This is a genomic window from Mesorhizobium sp. CNPSo 4661 (genome assembly GCF_057784215.1).
The window spans coordinates 36787-59643 of record NZ_JBWGIO010000017.1; the positions used below are offsets into that span (position 1 = coordinate 36787).

The window sequence follows — 22857 nt, forward strand, 5'->3', positions numbered from 1 at the left end:
CCATCCTCTAGACGCCGAAAGCGATGGCTGTCTTGGTCGAAGTCTTCAGGCCGCGCATGCAGGCCGCCGGCTCGACGCCGGTGCCGGCGCATTCGGTCGCGCTGTTGATCAGCACGCGGCTGAGCTTGCCGCAGTCGACGCCGGCGAGGTCGAAGCGCGTGACCATTGTCTTGCCGGCAGGTCATTGAAATCGAGCACGGCGAGGCGGTCGACGACGCCGGCCTCGTTGAACAGTGCGATCTCGAAAGCCGCCTTGGAGAGATCCGCGCCGAGCGCGTTGTTGACGACGAAGGTCAGCCGGCAGCCTTTTTCCGAAGGCTGCGCGGCGTTGAGCTCGAGGCTCAGTACCGGACCTTGGGCCGGACCTGAGGCCGGATTTGCGGCAGGAGCCGGCGCGGACCGAGCCCACGCCGGCGCCATCGCAAGCGACATCGCAAACGTCGAGGTCAGCAGACGAAGGGATGCCGTCAAGCGTTGCATGTCTATCTCAGCCTCCAAAGCGCATGGTTGCCGCGAGCTTCAGCGTGACGCCGGGTTCGTAGAGTACGGCGGTCGTGCTTCCGTTGAGCGGGTTGGTGTATTTGACGTCGAACAGATTGTCGGCGCGGAAGTCGAGCTTGAGATTGTCCGTCGCCTGGTAGCTGACGAAGGCGTTGACCAGTGTGAAGTCCTTGGCCACCGAATTGCCCCTGGGCTTGCCGTTGTACTGCACCTCGCCGCCGACGGTCAGCTTGTCCTCGAGGAAGCGCAAGCCGAGCTGGGCCGTCACCTGCGAGGAGGGGATGGTGGCAAGGTCCGCGCGCTCGCCCTCATACGAGATGGTATGGCCACTGATGATCGAGGCCGAGAGGCCGGCATAGCCCCAGCCGGCGTCGTAGACGCTTTCCAGCTCGAAGCCGTTGATCTTGGCCTTGGCGAAGTTCTGGTACTGGAAGCAGATCGGAATGCCCGGGCCGAACCGGCAGCCGCTGGTCGGATCGAAGGGCGATAGCGTCACGCCGTCGATGTAGTCGTCGACATTGTTGTTGAAGTAGGCAGCCTTGAGCCGCAGCGCGTCGCCGCCCTCGATGATGTCGTTCTGCTTGTAGTTGACGCCGAACTCGACGGTCTTGCCGGTCTCGGGCTTAAGGTTCGGGTTGGGCAGGAACGGGAAGCTGACGCCGGCCGGATGGTTGCCGCTGATCAGCGTCTCGGTCAGCGAGGGCGAGCGATAGCCTTCCGCATAGGTGCCGTAGAACTGCAGGCCGGCGAGACCGGCGCTTTCGAAGGGCGAGACGCCGATGGTGATGCGCGGCGACACCCGGTCGCCGGAGGTCTCGTTCGTGTCGTCCTTCAGGCTGTAATTGTCGTAGCGCAGGCCGCCAATGACCTCGAGCCACTCCCAGGTCAGCTTGTCCTGGATGTAGGCGCCGGAGACCTTGCGCTTGCCCGACGGCGTGTAGAAGCTGTCGCCGCCGGCCGTGCCGCCGGTCTCGACATCGTCGCCGACCCAGTCGCCGCCATAGGTCAATTCGTGGGCGACGCTCGCCGTCTCGAAACGCGAGGTGTTCCAGATGTCGATGCCGGTCGTGCCGACATCGAAGGTGGAGGTTGAGCCCACCGGCAGCACCACCGGCAGGCCGGTGGTGGGATCGAAGCGGTTCTGTGCGGTAAGCGTCGTCAGGTCGAGGTTGGTCTTGTTGTAGGAGGCGTTGATGTGGAGGTCGAGCCAGCTCCTGGCATCATCGGTGATGTTATAGCGGGCGGTGAAGGTGTTCGACTTCAGATCGACGTCGTTGGCCGGCACGCCGCTGGTTTCCGTCCAGCTGTCGCTGGAGCCGACCCAGCCGAGCTTCAACTCACTGTTTTCGGTCGGGCGTATGGAGGTCTTGAGCAGGCCGCTCAGCACGTCGAAGCCAGTGCCGGCGACGGTGTCGCCGCCGCCGTTCTTGTAGTCGCCGTAGTCGCGGTAGACGATGTTACCGAGAACGTCCCAGCTCTCGTTGACCTTGTAGGCGCCGGTGGCGCTGGTGGTCCAGCCCTTGCCGTTGCTTTCATAGCGCCCGGTCAGCGAGCCGGCCCAGGTCTCTTCCGGCTTCAGGAAATCGGCTGCGTCCTTGGTGTCGAAGAAGACGACGCCGCCGATGGCGCCGGAACCGTAGGTGTTGGCGGTCGGGCCGCGGATGACGTCGACCGACTTGATCAGCTCGGGATCGACATAAAAGGTCGACTGCGTTCCGTGGTCCGAACGCTGAAAATCCTGGCGGGCGCCGTCGACGATGACCGCGACGCGGCCGAAATCCTGCAGGCCGCGGATGTTGATGCTGGAAGAGACGCGGCGCGCGTCGGCCTGCACGGTGACACCGGGCACGCCGAGCAGCATTTCGTTGGGCGTCGTCGCCATGCGGCGGTCGAGCTGTTCCTGGTCGACATGGCTGGCCGAGGCCAGCGACTGGATCGCGGTCTCGCCGGTGCGGCTGATGACGAGGATCTTGTCGAGAAGGGTTCCTTCGGCAGCGGCCTTTTCATCCGCCTTCTTCTTTTGATCGGCCTGTTGCTCGGCCGCCGGCTGCGCGGCCTGCTGCGCTTTGGCCGCGGGGGCGCCAAGCGCGATCGCCGCCGAACCGGCCATCAATATCGCCACTGCGCGCGCCAACGATCGGAAGCCCGGGCCCGCGCTATCGCCCGCCAGGCCCGTCCGTCGCCAAGTCACCAACCCCATGCCCCAACTCCAGATTTTCAGGCTCGTGGCTGGCTGGCCGGTGGCTCGCTCGCATTTTTGATCACGTCCGGCGCCTTAAATGTTGACTCATTTAGTCCGGTAATGCACTGACTAGTAAACATGACTATTCGAGTCAAGAATTTAATCGGCATTTTATGAGGCTGCGGCCGAGGTGCCCGTCAGAGGAAAGGACCGACCCGATGAACACGCACAACCCCAACGATTTCCGCTATCGCTTCCGCCGCCCGGAGGACACGCAGATGCGTTACGAAAGGGTGCCGTTGGCCGTGAGGACGCTCTCCAGCAACACGCTGTTCCAGGGCGAGCACGAGATCGGCATCGAGCATCACGGCGCGCTTTACCGCCTCAAGATCACCCGCCAGGGCAAGCTGATCCTCAACAAGTGATCGGAACCGGCGGGCGGTAGACGAGCAGACATCAGGCAATACAGGTGGACGACATTGCGAGTGGAAGACATGGACCAGCGCGTGAAGCCGTCACCGGAAGAAATCCGGCGGGCAAGGCAAGACAATCCGAAAATGCGGGAGCGCGATCTCTCGGCGCAATTGGGCATTTCGGAGGCGGAGCTGGTCGCGGCGCATTGCGGCGTCGGCACTGTCCGCGTCGAGCCGCGCGTCAACGATCTGCTGACAGGCCTCGAGGCGGTCGGCGAGGTGATGGCGCTGACCCGCAACGAAAGCGCCGTGCATGAAAAGATCGGCGTCTACGACAAGGTCGTCACCGGCAACCACAACGCCATGGTGCTTGGCGAGAACATCGACCTGCGCATCTTCCCGAAAGTCTGGGCGCATGGCTTTGCGGTCGAAAAGCGCGACGGCGGCGAAATCCGCCGCAGCCTGCAGTTCTTCGATGCGGCGGGCGAGGCGATGCACAAGGTGCATCTAAAGCCCGCATCCAATCTCTATGCCTATCAGAAACTGGTGGCGGGCCTCGAATCGCCGAACCAGGAACCGACCGTCGCGATCCTCCCAAGCGCGGCGGAAGGAGAGGGCGAGGCACAGGGGTCGGTCGCCTTGATCGACGATCTGCGTGACCGCTGGAGCGGGCTCACCGACGTGCATCAGTTCTTCGGCATGCTGAAGACGCTGAAGCTCAGCCGCCGCGAGGCGGTGCGCATGGTGGGCCAGGACTATGCCTGGCGGCTCGACAATCACGCGGTGAGCGCCCTGTTCCACCACGCGGCGGCAGGCGAGATGCCGATCATGTGCTTCGTCGGCAACCGCGGCTGCATCCAGATCCATTCCGGGCCGATCAAATCGGTCAAGCCGATGGGCCCATGGATCAACGTGCTGGATGAGACCTTCCACCTGCATCTGAGGACCGATCACATCCACGAAGTCTGGGCGGTGCGCAAGCCGACCAAGGACGGCCATGTCACCTCGCTCGAGGCCTATGACGCCAATGGCGGCATGATCATCCAGTTCTTCGGCAAGCGCCATGAAGGCGAAGGCGAGCGGGAAGACTGGCGCTTCCTGGCCGAGAACCTGCCCCGCATTCCCAATCCGACCGCTGCATGAGGTAGCACCCAATGCGCTTTGTTCTCAGTTTCCGCGCGGCGCTTGCGCCGATGTTTGGCGTCCTGCTTGCTGTCGCCATGCAGCCAGCCGAGGCGGAAGAAGGCACGACTGTCTTTGCCGACACCTCGCGGATCGCCTCGATAGGCGGCTCGATCACCGAGATCGTCTATGCGCTCGGCGAGGAAGGCCGTCTCGTGGCCCGCGATTCGACCAGCACCTATCCCGAGGCGGCGGCGAAGCTGCCGGATGTCGGTTACATGCGCGCGCTGTCGCCGGAGGGCGTCCTGTCGGTCAATCCGACCGGAATCCTGGCGCTGCAGGGCAGCGGCCCGAAGGAAGCGGTCGACGTGCTGAAGAAGTCGAGCGTGCCTTTCATCGAGGTGCCGGACCACTACAATCATCAGGGCATCCTCGAAAAGATCCGCATCGTCGGCAAGGCGCTGGGTGTCGACGCCAAGGCGGAGAAGCTGGCTGCGGAGACGGACGCGAAGCTGGCGGCGGCGGAAAAGCAGACGGCCGCGATCAAGGAGCGCAAGCGCGTGCTGTTCGTGCTGTCGACGCAGGGCGGCAAGATTCTTGCCGCGGGCAGCGACACCGCCGCCGACGGCATCATCAAGCTCGCCGGCGCGGTCAACGCGGTGGAGGGTTTTTCCGGCTACAAGGGGATGACGGATGAGGCGATCGTCAGCGCCAGGCCGGATGTCATCCTGACAATGAAAGGTGGCGGACCGCCGATCTCGGAAGAAGAACTGTTCGCCAACCCTGCCGTCGCTTCGACACAGGCAGGCACGAACCGCAAGATGATCAGCATGTCGGGCGGCTATCTGCTCGGCTTCGGCCCGCGCACCGCCGAAGCCATCCACGATCTTGCGGTCGAGCTCTATGGCAACCAGGTCACGGACTGAGCGGCCATGGCCGAACAATCGATAGCAGGCGCGCCAGGTCGGGTGATGGCAGCCGATGGCGACCGCTCGGCGCGCGCAAGGTTCGTCATCGCGCTCATGTGTCTGGCGCTCGTGCTCTGCGTGTTCCTGTCGCTGACGTCGGGCGCTTCCGACGCATCGGCCGTCCGCGTCATCCGCGACTGGTTTACCGGCGCCGTGCCCGCCGATGCGGGGCTTGCCGCGCGCGACCAGTTGATCGTCTACGACATCCGCATGCCGCGCCTGCTGCTCGGCATGCTGATCGGCGCCGCACTCGCCGTGTGCGGCGCGGTGATGCAAGGGCTGTTCCGCAATCCGCTTGCCGATCCCGGCCTGATCGGCGTTTCCGCCGGCTCCAGCCTTGGCGCGGTGGCGATCATCGTAGTCGGCAGCACATGGCTTGCGCCCATCACGCTTCTACTCGGCACGCTCGCGCTGCCGCTCGCGGCATTCTTCGGCGGGCTCGCGGTGACGCTGCTGCTCTATGCCATCGCCACGCGCCAAGGCAGGACATCGGTCGCCACGATGCTGCTTGCCGGCATTGCCATCAGCGCCCTTGCCATGGCGCTCACGGGCATCCTCATCTTCGTGGCCGACGACCGGCAGCTGCGCGACCTGACCTTCTGGCAGCTCGGCTCGCTTGCCGGTGCGACCTGGCCGAAGATCGGCACCGTCGGGCCGGTGATCGTGCTGGCGCTGTCGGCGATGCCGTTCCTGTCGCGCGGCCTCAACGCGCTGGCGCTGGGCGAAGCAACCGCGAGTCATCTCGGCATTCCCGTGCAGCGGCTGAAATACACTGCCATCGTCGCGGTGTCGGCGGCGGTCGGGGCTTCGGTCGCGGTCAGCGGCGGCATCGGCTTCATCGGCATCGTCGTGCCGCATGTGCTGCGGCTGGCGATCGGACCGGACAACCGCTATTTGCTGCCGGCCTCGGCCCTGCTCGGCGCCTCGCTGCTTCTGCTCGCCGACGCGGTTGCCCGCACCATCGTCGCGCCCGCCGAACTGCCGATCGGCATCGTCACGGCGGTCGCCGGCGCGCCGTTCTTCCTGTGGATCCTGCTGCGCAAGCGCGGCGTCATTGATCTGTGAGCTTGCCATGATCGAAGCGCGCGACATCTCGGTGGCGATCGGCGGCAAGCGCATTGTCTCGCATGTCGACCTCGCGGCGCGGCCCGGCGAGGTCTCGGCTATCGTCGGGCCGAACGGGTCCGGCAAGACGACCCTGCTCAAGGCGCTGACCGGCGAGCTCGCCTACACCGGCACCGTCACGATCAACCGCCGCGATCTGTCGGCCATGAAGCCGGTCAAGGCAGCCACGCTGCGCGCCGTGCTGCCGCAATCGACGGCTCTATCCTTTCCCTTCACCGTGCGCGAGATCGTGCGCCTGGGTCTGATCGGCGGGCGCTCCGGGGTGCTGCCAGGCGAGGATGCGCGTTTGCCTGAGCGGGCACTGGCGCGAGTGGATCTCGACGGTTTTGCCGGCCGCTTTTACCAGGAGCTTTCCGGCGGCGAGCAGCAGCGCGTGCAGCTTGCCCGTGTGCTCTGCCAGGTGTGGGCGCCGGTGCTCGAAGGGCAGCCGCGCTATCTGTTCCTCGACGAACCCGTCTCCAGCCTCGACGTCAAGCACCAGCTCATCATCATGAACATCGCGCGCGATTTCGCCCGGCGCGGCGGCGGCGTGGTGGCGATCCTGCACGACCTCAACCTGACGGCCATGTATGCCGACCGGATTTTCGTGCTGCACGGCGGCCAGCTGGCCGCCGCCGGCTCGCCGACGGACGTACTCAGTGACGAGCTGCTCGAGAAGGTGTTCGAATGCGGCTTGAAGGTCGGCGCATTGCCTGCGGGGAGCGTGCCGTTCGTGCTGCCGCAGTCGGCGGCTTAGGCCGCCGGCGCGCGCTGCTCCAACAGGTCGATGCCGAGCAGGTGGCGCACGTTCGGGCGCGCGGCAATTAGGTCGGCGATCGTATAGCGTGAAAGTACGGCGAAGAAGGCGTTGAGCGCCTCGCGCAGCGCCGAATTCAGGGCGCAGCTGTCGACGAGCGGGCATTCGGCGGCGTCGTTCTCGAAGCACTCGGCCATGGCAAAGCTCTCTTCGGTGACGCGCACGACATCGAACAGATTGATCTGCTCGGCCGGACGGCCGAGCCGCACACCGCCATTGCGGCCGCGCACGGTTTCGACCAGGCCTGCCTCGACCAGCGGCTGCAGGATCTTGAACAGGAAGAGTTCGGACACCGAATAGGCGGCGGCGATCTCGGGGATGCGGCTCAGCCTGTCGGTATTTGCGGCGCAATACATCAGGATGCGCATCGCATAATTGGTCTGGCGCGTGAGCCGCATGGTATCCTCGCGAAATATTAGCTTGGGCCGAATATGGCCCATAGTTTGGAACAATTCCAGACTGGACCGGTACATAGCTGAATAATCGTGTCAACTTTTTGTGCGTGCCGGCGCGGATACCGGCCCGGTATGGCTCCGGCGCTTCGAACGAGCGTTTTAGCGGCGCAGCCACTAGATAGATGCGGGTGCAAACAGGAAACGGCCTTTCCATGTCACAATCAGCTCCGGCCCTCGCGCCGGTTCGATTCGACGCCGACGCCAAGGCGAAGCTCACGGCCTTGCGACGGACCAAGTTCATCGCCGCAGCAGCGCTCGCGATCTGCATCGTTGTCTTCGCGCTCGCCAAGTCCTTCCAGGTTACCTATCCGTGGCTCGGCTTCATCGCCGCCTTCGCCGAGGCGGCGACCATCGGCGGCATCGCCGACTGGTATGCCGTGGTGGCGCTGTTCAGGCGGCCGCTCGGGCTGCCGATTCCGCACACGGCCATCATTCCGGAGAACCAGCACCGCATCGCCGACAATCTCGGTCGCTTCATCGAGGCCAATTTCCTGGCGCCGGAGCCGGTGCGTGAAAAGCTCGCCGAGGTCGACTTCGCCGCTCTGGTCGCCGACTGGCTGGGCGATGCCGAGCGCGCCGCCGGCCTGTCGCGATTCGTCGCGCGGCTGGTGCCGCAGGCATTGACGGCGGTGGAGCAATCCGGCCTGCGCGACTTCGTCACCAGCCGCATGCTGGAGCAGATCGAAAAGGTGCCGCTGGCGCCGCTCGCGGCGGATCTCTTGTCGGCGCTGACCGACGATCGCCGCCACCAGAAGCTGTTCGACGAGTTCACCCGGGTCGTCGGGCGTTTCCTGAACGACGAGCAGGCGCTGGCGACGATGCGCGAAAAGATCCGCGAGGAATTGCCGTCGCTGTTCAACCTGTTTCGTGCCGATGCCTATCTGTTGAAGAAGATCGTCGCTTCGGCGGGTTCGTTGCTCGATGAGGTCAGGGCAGATCCCGATCATCCGATGCGCGCCGAATTCGACCGCTTCGCGCTCGGCTTCATCGAGCGGCTCAGGACCTCGAAGCAGTATGCGAGGCGCGCCGAGAAGCTGAAGCGCGATTTTCTCGGCCGTCCGGAGGTGAGGGCGCTGGCCGGCGATGCCTGGGCGAGCCTGCGCCTGTTCATCGAGCAGGACGTCAATGCGCCGAATTCGACGATCCGCGAGCACCTCGCCAACATGTTTGTCGAGGTCGGCAGGCAGTTGGCCGACGACGCGCAAATCAGGGCCGACATGAACCAGGGCTTTGTCGTGGCGCTGTCTTCGTTCGTGGAAAGCCAGAAGAGCGGCGTGTCGAAATTCATCGCCGACCAGGTCAAGCGCTGGGACCTGGCGCAGCTGACGCGGCTGATCGAGACGAACATCGGCAAGGACCTGCAATATATCCGCTTCAACGGCATGATCATCGGCGGGCTTGCCGGCCTGGCGCTCTATACGGCGGAGCGGCTGTTTCTAGTCAATTGACGCCGGCCCAACTGGGACTATTCTCCTTCTGGCACGCCGCAAAGGCGGCAAATCGGGAGGCAGGGCATGGCAAAACAACCGGAATCCGACTCGTTCCTCGACATGTTCAGCAGGTTCGGCCGCGACCTCAAGCTGCCGAATGTCGATGTCCAGTCGATCCTCGACCACCACCGCAAGAACCTCGAAGCCCTGGAAAAGTCGGCGAGGGCGGGTGCGGCAGGGGCATCCTCGGTGCTGGCGAGGCAGCATGAGATGGTTCAGAATGCCATGCACGAGATCACGCGATTGGCGCAGAACTACCAGACGCCCGGCAATCCGCAGGAACTGATGACCAGGCAGGCCGAGTTTGCCCGCAGGTCGTTCGAGACCACGCTGAAGAATGCCAGCGAAGTGGCTGACCTCGTGCGCAAATCCAGCACCGAATCGGTCGAGATCCTGCGCGACCGGATCAGGGATGCGATGGCGGAGATCCGCGCCGGCTACGAAAAGAAATAGGCTGTCCGGCGCTTCGGACCGATCATCGGTTGACATTCGATGCAACCGGCCCAAGCGCCCGAACGTTTTCGGCTTGCCGTAAAGCATCAACTCTACCGGCGAAAATCGCGGCGCGGCGAATTGACAGAGGCCGCCGCTTCATGGTCGGGAGACAGGCAAGAGTAATGGGAAAGCCGGAATGACGGAAGCACGGCCGAGGACGCCGCCGACCTTCGAACAGTTGCGCACGATGTCCGGGCAGGAGCTCGGCGTGTCCGACTGGACGACGATCGACCAGCAGCGCATCGACCAGTTCGCCGAATGCACGGGCGACCACCAGTGGATCCATGTCGATCCCGAAAGGGCGAAACGGCAGAGTCCGTTCCGCACCACGATCGCGCATGGCTACCTGACCTTGTCGATCATCGGCGCGCTGGCGCTGGAGATGGGCATCGTGCCGGAAAACACGCAGGCCGCCTTCAACTACGGCTTCGACAAGGTGCGCTTCCTGGCGCCGGTGAGGGTCGGCGCGCGCATCAGGCTGCGCACCACGCTGCTTTCCATGGAGGATCGTGGCCCCGGTCAGTATCTGATGAAGGCGGCCAACACCGTCGAGATCGAAGGCGAGCAGAAGCCGGCGCTGACCGCCGAGACGCTGGTGATGATGTACGAGCGCCGCAAGCGGGCCTAGAGCGGTTCAGCGTTTCACGGAATCGCCGAACCGCTCTAAGCATTTGTTTTTGCGCAATTCCGGACGGAAAACCGCTACGCACTTTTCCTGGAATTGCTCTAGGGTCGGCCCGAATCTCGATCGACCCAAAGCGGGAAGCCGTTAGGCGAGGCTAAGCAACTTTGCGAAGAGACCTGGCCATCGCCTTCTCGAGCACCCCGAAAACACGCTCGTCCCCACACTGCGCGACGTTGAAGCGCATGAAGCGGCCGGCGGTATGCGACAGGCTGAAGGCGTTGCCGGGCGCCAGCACGACATTGTCCGAAAGCGCATGGCGGGCGACATCGGCGGCGTCGATGCCGTTGGGCAGGCGGCACCAGAGAAACATACCGGCGGGCTGATCGATCCAGGGCGCGATGCCCATCGCCTTCAGCCGGCCGGCGGTCTCGGCCATGGCGCGCGACAGGCGGGTGCGCAACTGCTCGACATGCTTGCGGTAGCTGCCGTCCTTCAACAGGCTCAGCACCAGTTCGGCCGACAGCCGCGCGCCGCCGAATGTCGTGGCGATCTTGAGATCGGTCAGGCCTTCCATCCAGTCCGGTGGCGCGGCAATAAAGCCGCAGCGTACCGAGGCCGACAGCGTCTTGGAGAAGGAGCCGATCTGGACGACGCGCTGCAGGCCGTCGAAGGCCGCGAGCCTTGGGGCAGGGCTGTGCTCGAAGTCGGCGAAGATATCGTCCTCGACGATGGTGAGGTCCGCCTGGTCGGCGAGCTTCAGCAGCCGATGCGCGGTGACCGGCGACAGGATCGCGCCGGTCGGATTGTGGATGCCGGAATTGGTGATGTAGAGGCGCGGCCGGTGCTCGGCGAGCGCCTCGGCGAAGAGTTCGATGTCCGGCCCAGAAGGCGTGACAGTAACGCCGACCACCTTGGCCTGGTGGGCGCGCAGCAACGCATGGAAGTTGAAATAGCAGGGATCGTCGACCAGCACCGCATCGCCGGGCTCGAGCAGGAAGCGGCACAAAAGATCGATGGCCTGGGTGCCGCAATCGGTCAGCATGATCTGGTCGGGCGAGACCTCGACGCCGTGCTCGGCCATGCGCCGCGCCAGCAACTGGCGAAGCGGCGGCAGGCCAAGCGGCGTGCCGTAATCGGCAAGCGCCACGTCGTCCGCTCGGGCCGCGGTGCGCAGTGCCCGGCGCAAGGCGGCCTGCGGCATCCAGGACGCGGGCAGCCAGCCGCATCCGGGCTTCAGCATCTCCTCGCCCGCTTCGAGCGATTGCCTGGACACCCAGAGCGGATCGACGGCGCGGTCAAGCTTGGGACCGATCTCGGCAAGCGACAGCGGCGCAAGCTGGCCGGCGGCGTAGAAGCCGGAGCCGGGCCGCGAACGGATCGCGCCTTCCGCCGCAAGCCGCTCATAGGCTTCGACCACCGTGGATTTCGACACCTGCAAGGACTTGGCGAGCGCCCGGATCGACGGCAGGCGGGCGCCGGGCGTCAGCGTGCGGGCCGCAATGCGATGGCGGACCGTCGCCATCACGCTTTCGACGAGCGTGCGCGTGCCGTCGATTTCCAAAGGGGTATCCACCATCCGTACTGCTCGAAATGCCATTACAGTTTAGTGGAATTGTACTCCATTGTCTCTGGCGAGACCATAGGCGTCGGCCGATAGAGGGCGAAACGACGGAGCCTCGAATGGACAAGACTGCGAGCGGCTGGCTGAACGGATTCATCGGCGTGCTGATCTTCAGCGGCTCGCTGCCGGCAACGCATGTGGCGGTGGCGGATTTCGATCCGACATTCTTGACCGCCGCCCGCGCCGCGATCGCCGGTCTGCTCGGCATCGCGATGCTGCTTCTGTTCCGGCAGAAGCGTCCCGGGCGCGGCGATCTCATATCGCTGACGGTCGTGGCGTTGGGCGTGGTCGTCGGCTTTCCCTTGCTGACCGCGCTGGCGCTCAAGCACGTCACCACCGCCCATTCCATCATCTTCGTCGGCCTGCTGCCGCTGGCGACCGCGATCTTCGGCGTGCTGCGCGGCGGCGACCGTCCCCGTCCGGCGTTCTGGCTGTTCTCCTGCATCGGCAGCGCGCTGGTCGCGGGCTTTGCCCTGTCGCAAGGTGTCTCCGCATCACCGGTCGGCGACAGCTTGATGCTGGGCGCCATCATCGTCTGCGGGCTGGGCTACGCGGAGGGTGCGGCGCTGTCGCGCCGGCTCGGCGGCTGGCAGGTGATCTGCTGGGCGCTGGCGCTGTCGCTGCCGGTCATGCTGGTGCTGAGCTTTCTGACGCTGCCGCCATCCTTCGCCGGCATCGGCTCGGGCGCGTGGATCGGCCTTGCCTATGTCTCGCTGTTCAGCATGCTGATCGGCTTCATCTTCTGGTATCGCGGCCTGGCGCAAGGCGGCATCGCCGCTGTCGGGCAGCTGCAGTTGCTGCAACCCTTCTTCGGTCTGGCGCTGGCGGCGAGCCTGCTGCACGAGCGGGTAAGCCCGATGATGGTGGTCGTCACGCTCGGCGTGGTGGCCTGCGTGTTCGGGGCGAAGAAGTTCGCGCGGTAGGGGTACTGCCCTTGCCGATGCTTACTGAGGCGGCTTGCCTATGTACGCTAAACCAGGGCACTCGGAGGTATCTACTGCTTTCTCGCGATCCTCGTAGCGCTTGACGAATTTGCGCCCCGTCCACTCAAAATCTTGACGCACGCATACGGGATTTTCGGAAGGGTCTGCCCATGCAACCCTCATCAAGCGACTGCGCACATAATACTCCAAATCAAGCTGATAGCCCCCCGGAATCCAAAAGAGTTGACCTGTGCGCAAATCAATCATGCGCGCGGCAATGCAGGCGTTGCCGCAATTGACCAGAACGACTGCGAAGTGCCCGGCGAAATCAGCGCCTCGCTTCATGGCTTCGCGAATATCCGGTGTTACAGCGCGCGCCCAGGAATCATTAGGATGAATCTGGATGTTCCTCGCGGGCTTCTTTTGGAAAACCTTGGCGGGAAAATCCTCGAATCGCAGAGTGGATTCTTTTGCCGCCATAGAGGCGCTTTGGCTGGGCGTCTGAGGGCCGCTGGCAACGGCACTATCTTCCGCGCGCGCTCCCAACACCGGCCAAAGCAAAAGAAGGCAGGCTAAAAAGAGTCTCATCGCTGCCCCCGACAACGGATGTATTCAATCTAAGATTGAATTATCGCGCATTGGTTGTAAAGGTGTTTTTCGATGGTGCCTACTGAAACTTCGTCACGACCCCGATGCCGATGCCCTCGAAACCACCCATCGCCATCAGGGCGGCTGGGGCCTCCTCGAGGCTGATCTTCTTGCCGACCAGCAGTTCCGGTTTCAGCTTGCCGGTGCGGATCATCTCCATCATTGCGGAGTAGCGGTAGGCCTGCATGCCGTGGCTGCCGAGGATTTCGAGCTCGAAGGCGATCACCTTGTCCATCGGCACTTGCGGGCGGGCGTGCTCGCCCAGCATCAGCCCGACCTGAACGTGGCGGCCGCGCCGGCGCAGGTTGGCGATCGAGTTGAAGGAGGTGGTCGGGTGTCCGAGAGCGTCCATCGACATATGCGCGCCGCCATTGGTGATCTGCTTCACCGCCTTGACCACGTTCGGCGTCGTCGAGGCGTTGATCGTCGCCACCGCGCCGATCTTTTTGGCGAATTCCAGCTTGTCGTCGGCGATGTCGATGGCAATCACATTGGCGCCCATGGCGCTGGCAATCATGATCGCCGAGAGGCCGACGCCGCCGCAGCCGTGGACCGCCACCCATTCGCCGGGCGTCACCCGGCCCTGGTCGACGACGGCGCGGAAGGAGGTGACGAAGCGGCAGCCGAGGCTGGCGGCGGTGGCGTATTCCATCGCGTCGGGCAGGCGCACGAGATTGGTGTCGGCATGCTCGATGCCGACATATTCGGCGAACGAGCCCCAGCCGGTGAAGCCCGGCTGCGTCTGGTGCTCGCAGACCTGATGGTTGCCCGAATTGCATTCGAAGCAGCGGCCGCAGCCGACGGCGAAGGGAACGGTGACGCGGTCGCCGGCCTTCCAGCGGCTGACCTGCTTGCCGGCGGCGACGACGACGCCGGCCAGTTCATGTCCGGGAACATGGGGCAGCGTGATGCCGTCGTCATGGCCCATCCAACCATGCCAGTCGCTACGGCAAAGACCTGTAGCCTCGACCTTGATGACCACGCCGTCGGCGGCCGGCTTCGGGTCGGAAACGGTCTGAATCGTCGGTGCCTGACCGAATTTCTCGAAGACGACGGCTTTCATCGGCAACTCCCACAATTGCGTATTTTGAAGTGACGATAGCCGATTCCACCGCCGGTTGACCGGAAATCGATTCTGCCACGCTTGCATTCCGGGCGGCTGAAGCGGGCGGGGCGTTAGGCCGCCTACTCGGCATCGATCTGGTTCTGCGGCGCTGCCTTCTGGAACGCCGGCAGCGCCATGCAGGCGGTGTTGATGCGCGCGATCACCGGATAGGGCGCCATGTCGACGCCGAAGCGGGCGTTGTTGGTGACCTGCGCGGCAAGGCAGATGTCGGCCAGGCCCGGCGTGTCGCCATGGCAGAACGCGCCGGTCTCGGGCGAGGAGGCGAGAATCTTTTCAAGCGGCTGAAAACCTTCGTTCACCCAATGCCGGAACCAGTTGACGACATCCTCGTCGCCGGCGCCGAACAAAGTGCGCAGCGAGGTCAGCACGCGCAGATTGTTCACGGGGTGGATATCGCAGGCGATCATCTGCGCCAGCATGCGGACACGCGCCCGGCCCAGCGCATCTTTCGGCAGCAGCGGCGGCTCGGGCTTAATCTCGTCGAGATATTCGATGATCGCCAGCGATTGGGTCAGCAGCCTGCCGGCATCCAGCACCAGCGCCGGCACCAGCCCTTGCGGGTTGACGGCGAGATAAGCGGGCTCGAGATGCTCGCCATGGCGCAGATGATGAGGCACATAGGTATAGTCCAGCCCCTTCATCGCCAGCGCGATCCGCACCCGGTAGGAGGTGGAGGAGCGGTAGTAATTGTGAAGGACGAGGTCGCTCATCGCCTCGGCTGCCCGATGGTCAGCGCGATCTCGCCGATGCCGTCGACGCCGCCGGTTATGCTGTCGCCCGCCTGGACCGCGCCGACGCCGGCCGGCGTGCCGGTGAAGATCAGATCGCCGGGCTGAAGCTCGACCGCCTCGCTGCAGATCGAGACGATGTCGGCGATCGGCCAGATCAGCTCCGCGAGGTCGCCGTCCTGCTTCACCGCGCCGTTGACGGCAAGCCAGATGCGACCTTTCTCCGGATGTCCCGATTTCGCGGCTGCTACCAGCGGACCGCAGGGCGCGGATTGGTCGAACGCCTTCGACCAGTCCCAGGGGCGCGCCGCCTTCTTCGCCTGGTCCTGCAGGTCGCGGCGGGTCAGGTCGACGCCGACGCCGTAGCCCCAGACATGGGCAAGCGCGTCTTCGCGCGGAATACGGAAGCCGGCCTTGCCGATGGCGACCACCAACTCGATCTCGTGGTGCAGGTTCGAGGTTAGCGCCGGGTAGGGGATCTCGGCGCCGCTGTCGACCACCGCGTCGGCCGGCTTGGTGAAGAAGAACGGCGGGTCGCGCTCGTCATTGCCGAGCTCGCGCGCATGCGCCGCGTAATTGCGGCCAACACAGAAGATGCGGCGCACGGCAAACCGCTCCGCCGAGCCTGCGACGGCAACCGAGGCGATCGGCGGCGGCGGAAGGACGTAATCTGTCATTTCAAATCTCTGCTGCGAGCTGCGAAGTCGCCAGCACCTTCAACCGATTTCGACGCCTGGGCAAGGCGCCGCGCCGGCGAAACACGGCCCTCGCCGTTTCGGCGGCACCATCGTTTGCCGTTTGGCGATGTACTATTTGGCAATAATCTGGACACCTTCAGGAGACTATCCTCTAGCCACCGAAACCGAACCGATGACTGAACCTGTGCAATGACCTCCGTCAGCGATCGCGCCCGCTTCCTGATCATCGACGACCACCCGCTGTTTCGCGAGGCGCTGCACAGCGCCGTGCAGATGGCCTATCCGGACGTCGACACGGTCGAGGCACGTTCGATCTCGGAAGCGATCGAGCTTCTTGCCGACGCAAAGCCGTTCGACCTCGCGCTGCTCGATTTGAGCATGCCCGACGTGCATGGCTTCGAGGGGCTGTTGCAGCTGAGGACCCGCTATCCGCGGCTGCCGGTGGTGATCGTGTCGGGCTATGAAGAGCCGAAGATCATCTCCGAGGCGCTGTCCTACGGCGCGGCCGGCTTCATCCCGAAATCCGCCCGCAAGAGCGATCTCGCCGCCGCCATCCGCTCGGTGATGGACGGCGCCGTCTATGTGCCGGAAAATTACGAGGGCCAGCCGCCCGATCCCGACAGCACCGACCGCGCCGACATGGTGCAGCGGCTGGCGAGGCTGACACCGCAGCAGCTCAGGGTCCTGCAGATGCTGCGCCAGGGCATGCTGAACAAGCAGATCGCCTATGAGCTGCAGGTGGGTGAGACCACCGTCAAGGCGCATGTCTCGGAGATCCTGCGCAAGCTCAACGTCTACAGCCGCACGCAAGCGGTGATCGAGGTGTCGAAGCTCGACAATGCGGAGCTGTTTCGGGATCAGGCGGGGTTTTGACGGGGTTAATTCTGGTCGCCGTTGGCTATGCCTGCGTTGGCAGATCCCATGCCTTGGCGATTGGCCGAAACGCCCATCGCGATCGTCATCCACGGGCGGAGCAAGGAGCGTAGCGACGCGCGCAGACCCTAGAATGACGAGGTTCGGGAGCCCATCGCGAGCGTTCGCGCTGACTACCGTTGATAACCTTGCCGCCGACAAGCCTGCCATCGTTCAAAATTCCTGCGTTGAGGAACTAAGCCAGAAGATGTGCCAGCAGCGCACGCAATTGCGCTGGCTTGAGAGGCTTGCGCATCAATTCGATCCCGGCGGCGCGGGCGGCCTTGGCGACGGGCTCGGAGCCGTCGGCGGTGACGATCAGCGCCGGCACCGGGCGGCCGAGATAGTCGCGCACCTCGGCGATCGTCGCGGTGCCGAGGTCGCCGCCGTCCAGATGCTGGTCGGCGATGATGATGTCGGGCACCCAGGCTGTGTCGCCGAGCAGGTCGAGCGCATCGTCGGTCGAGGTCGCGGCTCGCACCAGGCATTGCCAGCGCTCGAGCAGCGACGTCATGGCGGAGAGCACGTCCATGTCGTTTTCGACCAGCAGCACCTTGGTGCCGAACAGGCCGTAGCCGCGCGGTCGCTCCATGTCGGCGGCGGCCATCGCCGGCTCGGCCGGGGCCATGCCGACCGGCACGTCGATATGGAAGATGGTGCCGCGCCCGACCTTCGAGGAGAAGGTGACCGGGTGGCCGAGGGCGGCCGCCATGCGGCGCACGATGGCGAGGCCGAGACCCAGCCCGCCGGCGAGCCCCGTATCGGTAAGCGTCGCGGTGCCTCGGTGGAACTCCTCGAACACCGCCTCGCGCTGGTCCTCGGGAATGCCGCAGCCGGTGTCGGCGACGTCGATGCGGATGGTGTCGCCGCGATGCCTGGTGCCGACCAGAACGCCGCCGGAGCGGGTATAGCGCAGCGCGTTGGAGAGGATGTTCTGCAGGATGCGGCGCAAAAGCGTGCGGTCGGAGCGCACGACGACGTTGACCGGCCGGAATTTCAGCGACAGGCCTTTCTTTTCCGCCTCGGGCAGGAAGTCGGAGCGCAGCGAGGAAAACAGCGCCTCCAGGCTGACGTCGCCGATTTCGGGCTGCACCACGCCGGCGTCGAGCTTGGATATGTCGAGCAGCGTGCGCAAAAGGTCTTCCATCGTCTCCAGCGAGCGCTCGACCTGGCGTACCAGCTTTCTGCCTTCATCGCTGGTCTGCACCTCGGCCAGCGCCGAGACCGACAGATGCGCGGCGTTGAGCGGCTGCAGCACGTCGTGGCTGGCGGCGGCGAGGAACCGGGTCTTGGAGAGGTTCGCCAGTTCGGCGTTTTCCTTCGCCGCGCTGAGGTCGATGTTGGACTGCTCTAGCCGGCGCAGCGTGGCGTGCAATTCCTCGGTGCGGTTGCGCACCCGGTTTTCCAGCGAAATGGCGGTCTGAAACAGCGAGAAGGCATTGCCCTGCTGGTCCATCGACCGCTCGACGCGGCTGACCAGCGCCGCGTTGATCTTCTTCAGCCGTTCGAGGTCGTTGATGTCGCGCAGCGGCATCTGGCTCACTCGGCCGCCTGGCGCTCGCCGAAGGCGATGCCGGTAAAGGTCTGGTTGAGGTGCATCGAGCGATACTGCTCGCCATAGGTGCCGAAGCCGATGACCTTGTTGGTCCGATAGAGCTCGGAAATGTCGCGGAAGACCTGTCGGTTGCGGGCGTCGAGCCGACGCAGCACGCAGTCGAAGCCGAGGATCATGTCGATGCCGCCGAGCCGGTGCTCGACATCCTGGAGAGCGCTACGCGTCGCTTCCACCATGTTCTTGGGCTGGGCGATGGACAGTACCACGCCATCGTCGATGGCGCAGAAGAAGGACAGCGAGCCGTCGGGATGCATGCGCTGGATCGAGCGGCAGTAATATTCGCCGCCGACCTTCACCACGACGGGGTGCGAGGCAAAGCTCAGCGGTGTCAGCGTCTGCGGCAGGATGCCGACGGAGGCCGCGTATTCTTCCGCGGCGTTGGTGGCGTTGAATTCGCGCACGACACGATGATCTGGGTCCGACGCCGTCACCACCAGCTTCTCGTCGGTCGGAATGAAATTGTCGGTCTTGAAGACGTGGAAAGGGATCTCGGTCGCGACCAGCACGATGATGGCGCTGTCGGAAGTGACCTTGCCGTTCGAGATCAGGCTGGTCGTCTCGAATTTCAGGTCGTCGCCCGCCGAGCCGCCGATCAGCGGGATGTCATCCAACCCCCAGTGGATGGCCGAGGTCACCGCTTCCTCGGCGTAGGAAAGCCCGTCGATGAAGCAGAGGGCGAAGACGCTCTTCGCGCGCTCCTGGCCGGCGCGCCCGCTCAGCAGCCGCCGCAGCGCCACGACCTCACCGGTGATCCCGTCCATGCCGGATGAGGAGAGGTTCTCGACCATGGTGGAGACGATCGAAAACGACGCCGACGGCAAGAGCAGGGCAAGGATATGCCCTTCCTCCAGTCCCTGCGGCGTGATTTCGCCGGCGGTCGAGCAGCCGGCATAGGCGAGCGATGGCGCATGGACCTTCAGCGCTTGCGCAAGCGCCGCCGCGTCGACCAGGCTTTGGGAGAAGAACAGAAGCGCGAAGCCGGCGTCGACGGCCGCCGCTTCGACCGCGACCGCCCGGGCAAAGGCATTCGGGTCGGGCTCATCCGTGGTGAGCGCCGAAAGGCCCGATGCATAGCGTGTGCTAGAACTGGCCAGCTGCCTTCTCCGCAATTCCTCCAACGCTGATTTTTATGCGTGTCTTTTCTTATGCGTGTCAGGCACGCCTGCGCGTCGCAGGCATCTTTGCCTTCAATCCCCGATTTGGCAATGGGGCCGGTTGCTGCGCTGCACATAGCTTTTGCCATGATCGAAAGTACAATGGAACCGCCGCTGGCAGGGCTGTTTTGCCCGTTGTACGGTGCGCGAATAACGCACTGCCGAAGCACAAGCGCGGCATTCGGCAATGACCAAGGTTGATACCCAGGGAGGTTGCATGTCGGACGTGTCGTTGACTGTGAATGGGAGGCGGGTCAGCGGGAACGCCGAGGACCGAACGCTTCTGGTGCATTTCCTCAGAGAACATCTCGGACTCACCGGCACGCATGTCGGTTGCGATACATCGCAATGCGGCGCCTGCGTCGTGCATGTCGACGGCCGGGCGGTGAAGTCCTGTTCGATGCTGGCCGTGCAGGCCTCGGGCTCGACCATCGTCACCATCGAGGGGCTCGCCGACGGCGCCGAGCTGCATCCGGTGCAGGCCGCGTTCAAGGAGCATCACGGGCTGCAATGCGGCTTCTGCACGCCGGGCATGATCATGACGGCGACCGACATGATCGCGCGCCATCCCGAGGGGCTCGACGAGGCGACGGTGCGCACCGAGCTCGAAGGCAATATCTGCCGCTGCACGGGCTACCACAACATCGTCAAGGCCATCCTCGCGGCATCGCAAGCGATGTCGAAGGGTGCCAAGGGCAGGGCGAAACAGGCAGCTTAGGTGGTGAATGGTGAATGGTGAATAGAGCCGCCGGCTTTTCTCCTTTTGGCCATTCACCCTTTCACAATTCACCATTCACTGAATTCCGGAGGAATTTCCGCAATGGGTATCGAAGGCGTCGGCGCCCGCGTGGCGCGCAAGGAAGACAAGAGGTTCATCACCGGCGGCGGCCGCTATGTCGACGACATGGTGGTTCCCGGCATGAAACACGCCGTGTTCGTGCGCAGTCCGCACGCCCATGCGCAGATCAAGAAGATCGACGTGAAAAAAGCGCAAGCGATGCCCGGCGTCGTCGGCGTGCTCACCGGCAAGGAGCTCAAGGCCGACGGGATCGGCAATTTGATCTGCGGCTGGATGATCCATTCCAAGGACGGCACGCCAATGAAGATGGGCGCGTGGTCACCTTTGGCGATCGACAAGGTGCGCTATGTCGGTGATGCCGTGGTCATCGTCGTCGCCGACACCAAGGGCCAGGCGCGCGACGCCGCGGAAGCGGTCGAGATCACCTACAAGGAACTGAAGGCCGTTGTCGACGCTACGAAGGCCATTCAAGGCGGCGCGCCGCAGATCCACGCCGAGTCCGACAACAATCTGATCTTCGACTGGGAGATCGGCGACGCCAAGGCGACCGACGCGGCGATCAAGTCGGCGGCCCATGTCACGCGCATGAAGATCGTCAACAATCGCCTCGTGCCCAACGCCATGGAGCCGCGCGCCGCGCTCGGCCATTACGACAAGGCCGAGGACCATTATACCTGCTGGACGACGTCGCAGAACCCGCATGTCGCGCGGCTGGTGATGAGCGCCTTCTACAACGTCGCCCCGGAAAACAAGCTGCGCGTGATCGCGCCGGATGTCGGCGGCGGCTTCGGCTCCAAGATCTACATCTACCCGGAAGAGATCGTCTGCCTGTGGGCGTCGAAGAAGACCGGCGTCCCCGTCAAATGGGTGGCCGACCGCACCGAAAGCTTCCTGTCGGACGCGCATGGCCGCGACCACGTCTCGACCGTCGAGATGGCCTTCGACAAGGACAACCGGATCACCGGGTTCAAGGTCGACACGATCGCCAATCTCGGCGCCTACATGTCGTTGTTCTCGTCCTGCGTGCCGACCTATCTCTACGCCACGCTGCTGTCGGGCCAGTACAACATCCCGGCGATCCACGCCAATGTGCGCACCGTCTACACCAACACCGCGCCCGTCGATGCCTATCGCGGGGCTGGGCGGCCGGAAGCCACCTATCTTCTGGAACGCACGATGGAAACCGCCGCGCGCGAGCTCGGCGTGTCGCCGGCGGAGCTCAGGCGCCGCAACTTCATCACGTCCTTCCCGCATCAGACGCCGGTCATCATGAACTATGACGCCGGCGACTATAACGCGTCGCTCGACGCGGCGATGAAAGCCGCCGACTATGTCGGCTTCATCAAGCGCCGCGCGGATGCGGGCAAGCAGGGCAAGCTGCGCGGCATCGGCATGAGCTGCTACATCGAGGCCTGCGGCATCGCGCCGTCGGCGGCGGTCGGCTCGCTCGGCGCCGGCGTCGGCCTCTGGGAATCGGCGGAGGTGCGCGTCAACGCCGTGGGCACGATCGAGGTGCTGACCGGCTCGCACAGCCATGGCCAGGGCCATGAGACGACCTTCGCGCAACTGGTCACCCAACGCTTCGGCGTCCCGCTCGATTCGGTGTCGATCGTCCATGGCGACACCGACAAGGTGCAGATGGGCATGGGCACCTACGGTTCGCGTTCCGGCGCCGTCGGCATGTCGGCCATCGTCAAGGCGCTCGACAAGGTCGAGGCCAAGGCCAAGAAGATCGCCGCGCACCTGCTCGAAGCGGACGAGGGCGACATCGTCATCGAGAATGGCGAGGTCAAGGTCGCGGGCACCGACAAGAGCCTGCCCTGGTTCCAGGTGGCGCTTGCCTCCTACACCGCCCACAATTTGCCGGCGGGCATGGAGCCCGGGCTGAAGGAGACGGCCTTCTACGATCCGTCCAACTTCACCTTCCCGGCCGGATGCTACATCTGCGAGGTCGAGATCGATCCGGAAACCGGTACGACGGAAATCATCCAGTTCGTCGCCGCCGACGATTTCGGCAACATCATCAATCCGATGATCGTCGAGGGGCAGGTGCATGGCGGCATCGCCCAGGGCGTCGGCCAGGCACTGCTGGAAGGCGCGCATTACGACTCAAGCGGCCAGCTTCTGACGGCAAGCTACATGGATTACACCATGCCGCGCGCGGGCGACCTGCCGTCCTTCAAGGTCTCGACCTCGAACACGCCATGTCCGGGCAATCCGCTCGGCATCAAGGGCTGCGGCGAGGCCGGCGCCATCGGTTCGCCGCCGGCGGTCATCAACGCCATCACCGATGCGCTCGGCGTCGTCGACATCGCCATGCCGGCGTCGCCAGCGACGGTGTGGGCAACCATCCGGGCGACGAAGCACTGAAAAGCGCAAAGCGAATAGGGAGTAGCGAATAGGGAACAAAAGCGGCGTGGATAGAGGAGGTTCTATTCGCTATTCGCTACTCCCTATTCGC

Annotated in this window: 21 protein-coding genes and 1 pseudogene; 12 read left to right on the forward strand and 10 right to left on the reverse strand. The window is 64.4% G+C overall.

Features of this window, described 5'->3' with window-relative positions; all coding sequences use genetic code 11:
• Positions 1 to 7: 7 nt before the first annotated feature.
• A pseudogene (locus AC0YKC_RS24735) lies at positions 8 to 480 on the reverse strand (hypothetical protein).
• A 7-nt stretch (positions 481 to 487) separates the two neighbouring features.
• Positions 488 to 2701 carry a TonB-dependent hemoglobin/transferrin/lactoferrin family receptor gene (locus AC0YKC_RS24740; protein ID WP_488512953.1) on the reverse strand — a complete coding sequence of 738 codons (2214 nt, stop codon included), beginning with the start codon at positions 2699 to 2701 and terminating at the stop codon, positions 488 to 490.
• A 200-nt stretch (positions 2702 to 2901) separates the two neighbouring features.
• Here AC0YKC_RS24740 and hemP point away from each other — a divergent pair, with 200 nt between their 5' ends.
• The 5 genes from hemP to AC0YKC_RS24765 all read left to right on the forward strand — a co-directional run bounded on the left by hemP (position 2902) and on the right by AC0YKC_RS24765 (position 7047).
• Positions 2902 to 3108 (forward strand): hemin uptake protein HemP, encoded by a 207-nt coding sequence (gene hemP / locus AC0YKC_RS24745; RefSeq protein WP_320295371.1) that lies wholly within the window; start codon positions 2902 to 2904, stop codon positions 3106 to 3108.
• 69 nt (positions 3109 to 3177) lie between these two features.
• Positions 3178 to 4239, forward strand: coding sequence for a hemin-degrading factor (locus AC0YKC_RS24750; protein ID WP_488512954.1), 1062 nt, complete (start codon positions 3178 to 3180; stop codon positions 4237 to 4239).
• 11 nt (positions 4240 to 4250) lie between these two features.
• Positions 4251 to 5144 carry a heme/hemin ABC transporter substrate-binding protein gene (locus tag AC0YKC_RS24755; protein ID WP_488512955.1) on the forward strand — a complete coding sequence of 298 codons (894 nt, stop codon included), beginning with the start codon at positions 4251 to 4253 and terminating at the stop codon, positions 5142 to 5144.
• Positions 5145 to 5150: 6 nt separating this feature from the next.
• Complete coding sequence (locus tag AC0YKC_RS24760) at positions 5151 to 6251, forward strand: FecCD family ABC transporter permease (protein WP_488512956.1); 1101 nt, start codon at positions 5151 to 5153, stop codon at positions 6249 to 6251.
• Between the two features lie 7 nt (positions 6252 to 6258).
• A complete protein-coding gene (locus AC0YKC_RS24765; protein ID WP_488512957.1) occupies positions 6259 to 7047 on the forward strand; it encodes a heme ABC transporter ATP-binding protein in 789 nt (262 codons plus the stop codon).
• Here AC0YKC_RS24765 and rirA read toward each other — a convergent pair.
• On the reverse strand, positions 7044 to 7505 hold the full coding sequence (gene rirA / locus AC0YKC_RS24770) for an iron-responsive transcriptional regulator RirA (RefSeq protein ID WP_320295376.1): 462 nt from the start codon (positions 7503 to 7505) through the stop codon (positions 7044 to 7046). The genes AC0YKC_RS24765 and rirA overlap by 4 nt on opposite strands.
• A gap of 209 nt (positions 7506 to 7714) precedes the next feature.
• Between rirA and AC0YKC_RS24775 the strand changes: the two genes are divergently transcribed.
• From AC0YKC_RS24775 to AC0YKC_RS24785, 3 genes are all read left to right on the forward strand, one after another.
• Positions 7715 to 9010, forward strand: coding sequence for a DUF445 domain-containing protein (locus AC0YKC_RS24775; protein WP_488512958.1), 1296 nt, complete (start codon positions 7715 to 7717; stop codon positions 9008 to 9010).
• Positions 9011 to 9076: 66 nt separating this feature from the next.
• Positions 9077 to 9505, forward strand: a complete 429-nt coding sequence (locus AC0YKC_RS24780) for a phasin family protein (protein WP_488512959.1) — start codon at positions 9077 to 9079, stop codon at positions 9503 to 9505.
• Positions 9506 to 9683: 178 nt separating this feature from the next.
• Positions 9684 to 10175, forward strand: coding sequence for a MaoC family dehydratase (locus AC0YKC_RS24785; RefSeq protein ID WP_320295379.1), 492 nt, complete (start codon positions 9684 to 9686; stop codon positions 10173 to 10175).
• Between the two features lie 151 nt (positions 10176 to 10326).
• On the opposite strand, the gene AC0YKC_RS24790 is transcribed toward AC0YKC_RS24785, so the two are convergent.
• The gene (locus tag AC0YKC_RS24790; protein ID WP_488512960.1) at positions 10327 to 11748 is read right to left on the reverse strand and encodes an aminotransferase-like domain-containing protein; all 1422 of its coding nucleotides are present in this window, start codon (positions 11746 to 11748) and stop codon (positions 10327 to 10329) included.
• A 104-nt stretch (positions 11749 to 11852) separates the two neighbouring features.
• Here AC0YKC_RS24790 and AC0YKC_RS24795 point away from each other — a divergent pair, with 104 nt between their 5' ends.
• Positions 11853 to 12716 carry a DMT family transporter gene (locus tag AC0YKC_RS24795; protein ID WP_320295381.1) on the forward strand — a complete coding sequence of 288 codons (864 nt, stop codon included), beginning with the start codon at positions 11853 to 11855 and terminating at the stop codon, positions 12714 to 12716.
• Positions 12717 to 12737: 21 nt separating this feature from the next.
• On the opposite strand, the gene AC0YKC_RS24800 is transcribed toward AC0YKC_RS24795, so the two are convergent.
• The 4 genes from AC0YKC_RS24800 to AC0YKC_RS24815 all read right to left on the reverse strand — a co-directional run bounded on the left by AC0YKC_RS24800 (position 12738) and on the right by AC0YKC_RS24815 (position 15895).
• On the reverse strand, positions 12738 to 13304 hold the full coding sequence (locus AC0YKC_RS24800) for a hypothetical protein (protein WP_488512961.1): 567 nt from the start codon (positions 13302 to 13304) through the stop codon (positions 12738 to 12740).
• Positions 13305 to 13383: 79 nt separating this feature from the next.
• Entirely contained in the window at positions 13384 to 14427 is a 1044-nt protein-coding gene (locus AC0YKC_RS24805; protein ID WP_488512962.1) for a zinc-dependent alcohol dehydrogenase family protein, read from the reverse strand.
• Between the two features lie 122 nt (positions 14428 to 14549).
• Positions 14550 to 15200, reverse strand: coding sequence for a maleylacetoacetate isomerase (gene maiA / locus AC0YKC_RS24810; RefSeq protein WP_488512964.1), 651 nt, complete (start codon positions 15198 to 15200; stop codon positions 14550 to 14552).
• Positions 15197 to 15895: a fumarylacetoacetate hydrolase family protein gene (locus AC0YKC_RS24815; protein ID WP_488512966.1), complete on the reverse strand. Its 699-nt coding sequence runs from the start codon at positions 15893 to 15895 to the stop codon at positions 15197 to 15199. Before AC0YKC_RS24815 ends, maiA begins: the two co-directional genes overlap by 4 nt.
• A 210-nt stretch (positions 15896 to 16105) precedes the next feature.
• Between AC0YKC_RS24815 and AC0YKC_RS24820 the strand changes: the two genes are divergently transcribed.
• The gene (locus AC0YKC_RS24820; protein ID WP_320295388.1) at positions 16106 to 16789 is read left to right on the forward strand and encodes a response regulator transcription factor; all 684 of its coding nucleotides are present in this window, start codon (positions 16106 to 16108) and stop codon (positions 16787 to 16789) included.
• 235 nt (positions 16790 to 17024) lie between these two features.
• Here the strand turns inward: AC0YKC_RS24820 and AC0YKC_RS24825 are convergent, their stop codons facing one another.
• On the reverse strand, positions 17025 to 18362 hold the full coding sequence (locus tag AC0YKC_RS24825) for an ATP-binding response regulator (RefSeq protein ID WP_488513062.1): 1338 nt from the start codon (positions 18360 to 18362) through the stop codon (positions 17025 to 17027).
• Positions 18363 to 18367: 5 nt separating this feature from the next.
• Entirely contained in the window at positions 18368 to 19552 is a 1185-nt protein-coding gene (locus AC0YKC_RS24830; protein WP_488512967.1) for an FIST N-terminal domain-containing protein, read from the reverse strand.
• Positions 19553 to 19814: 262 nt separating this feature from the next.
• On the opposite strand from AC0YKC_RS24830, the gene AC0YKC_RS24835 reads away from it, so the two are divergent.
• Positions 19815 to 20315 carry a (2Fe-2S)-binding protein gene (locus tag AC0YKC_RS24835; protein WP_320295392.1) on the forward strand — a complete coding sequence of 167 codons (501 nt, stop codon included), beginning with the start codon at positions 19815 to 19817 and terminating at the stop codon, positions 20313 to 20315.
• A gap of 102 nt (positions 20316 to 20417) precedes the next feature.
• On the forward strand, positions 20418 to 22766 hold the full coding sequence (locus AC0YKC_RS24840; RefSeq protein WP_488512968.1) for a xanthine dehydrogenase family protein molybdopterin-binding subunit: 2349 nt from the start codon (positions 20418 to 20420) through the stop codon (positions 22764 to 22766).
• The last annotated feature ends 91 nt before the right edge of the window (positions 22767 to 22857 follow it).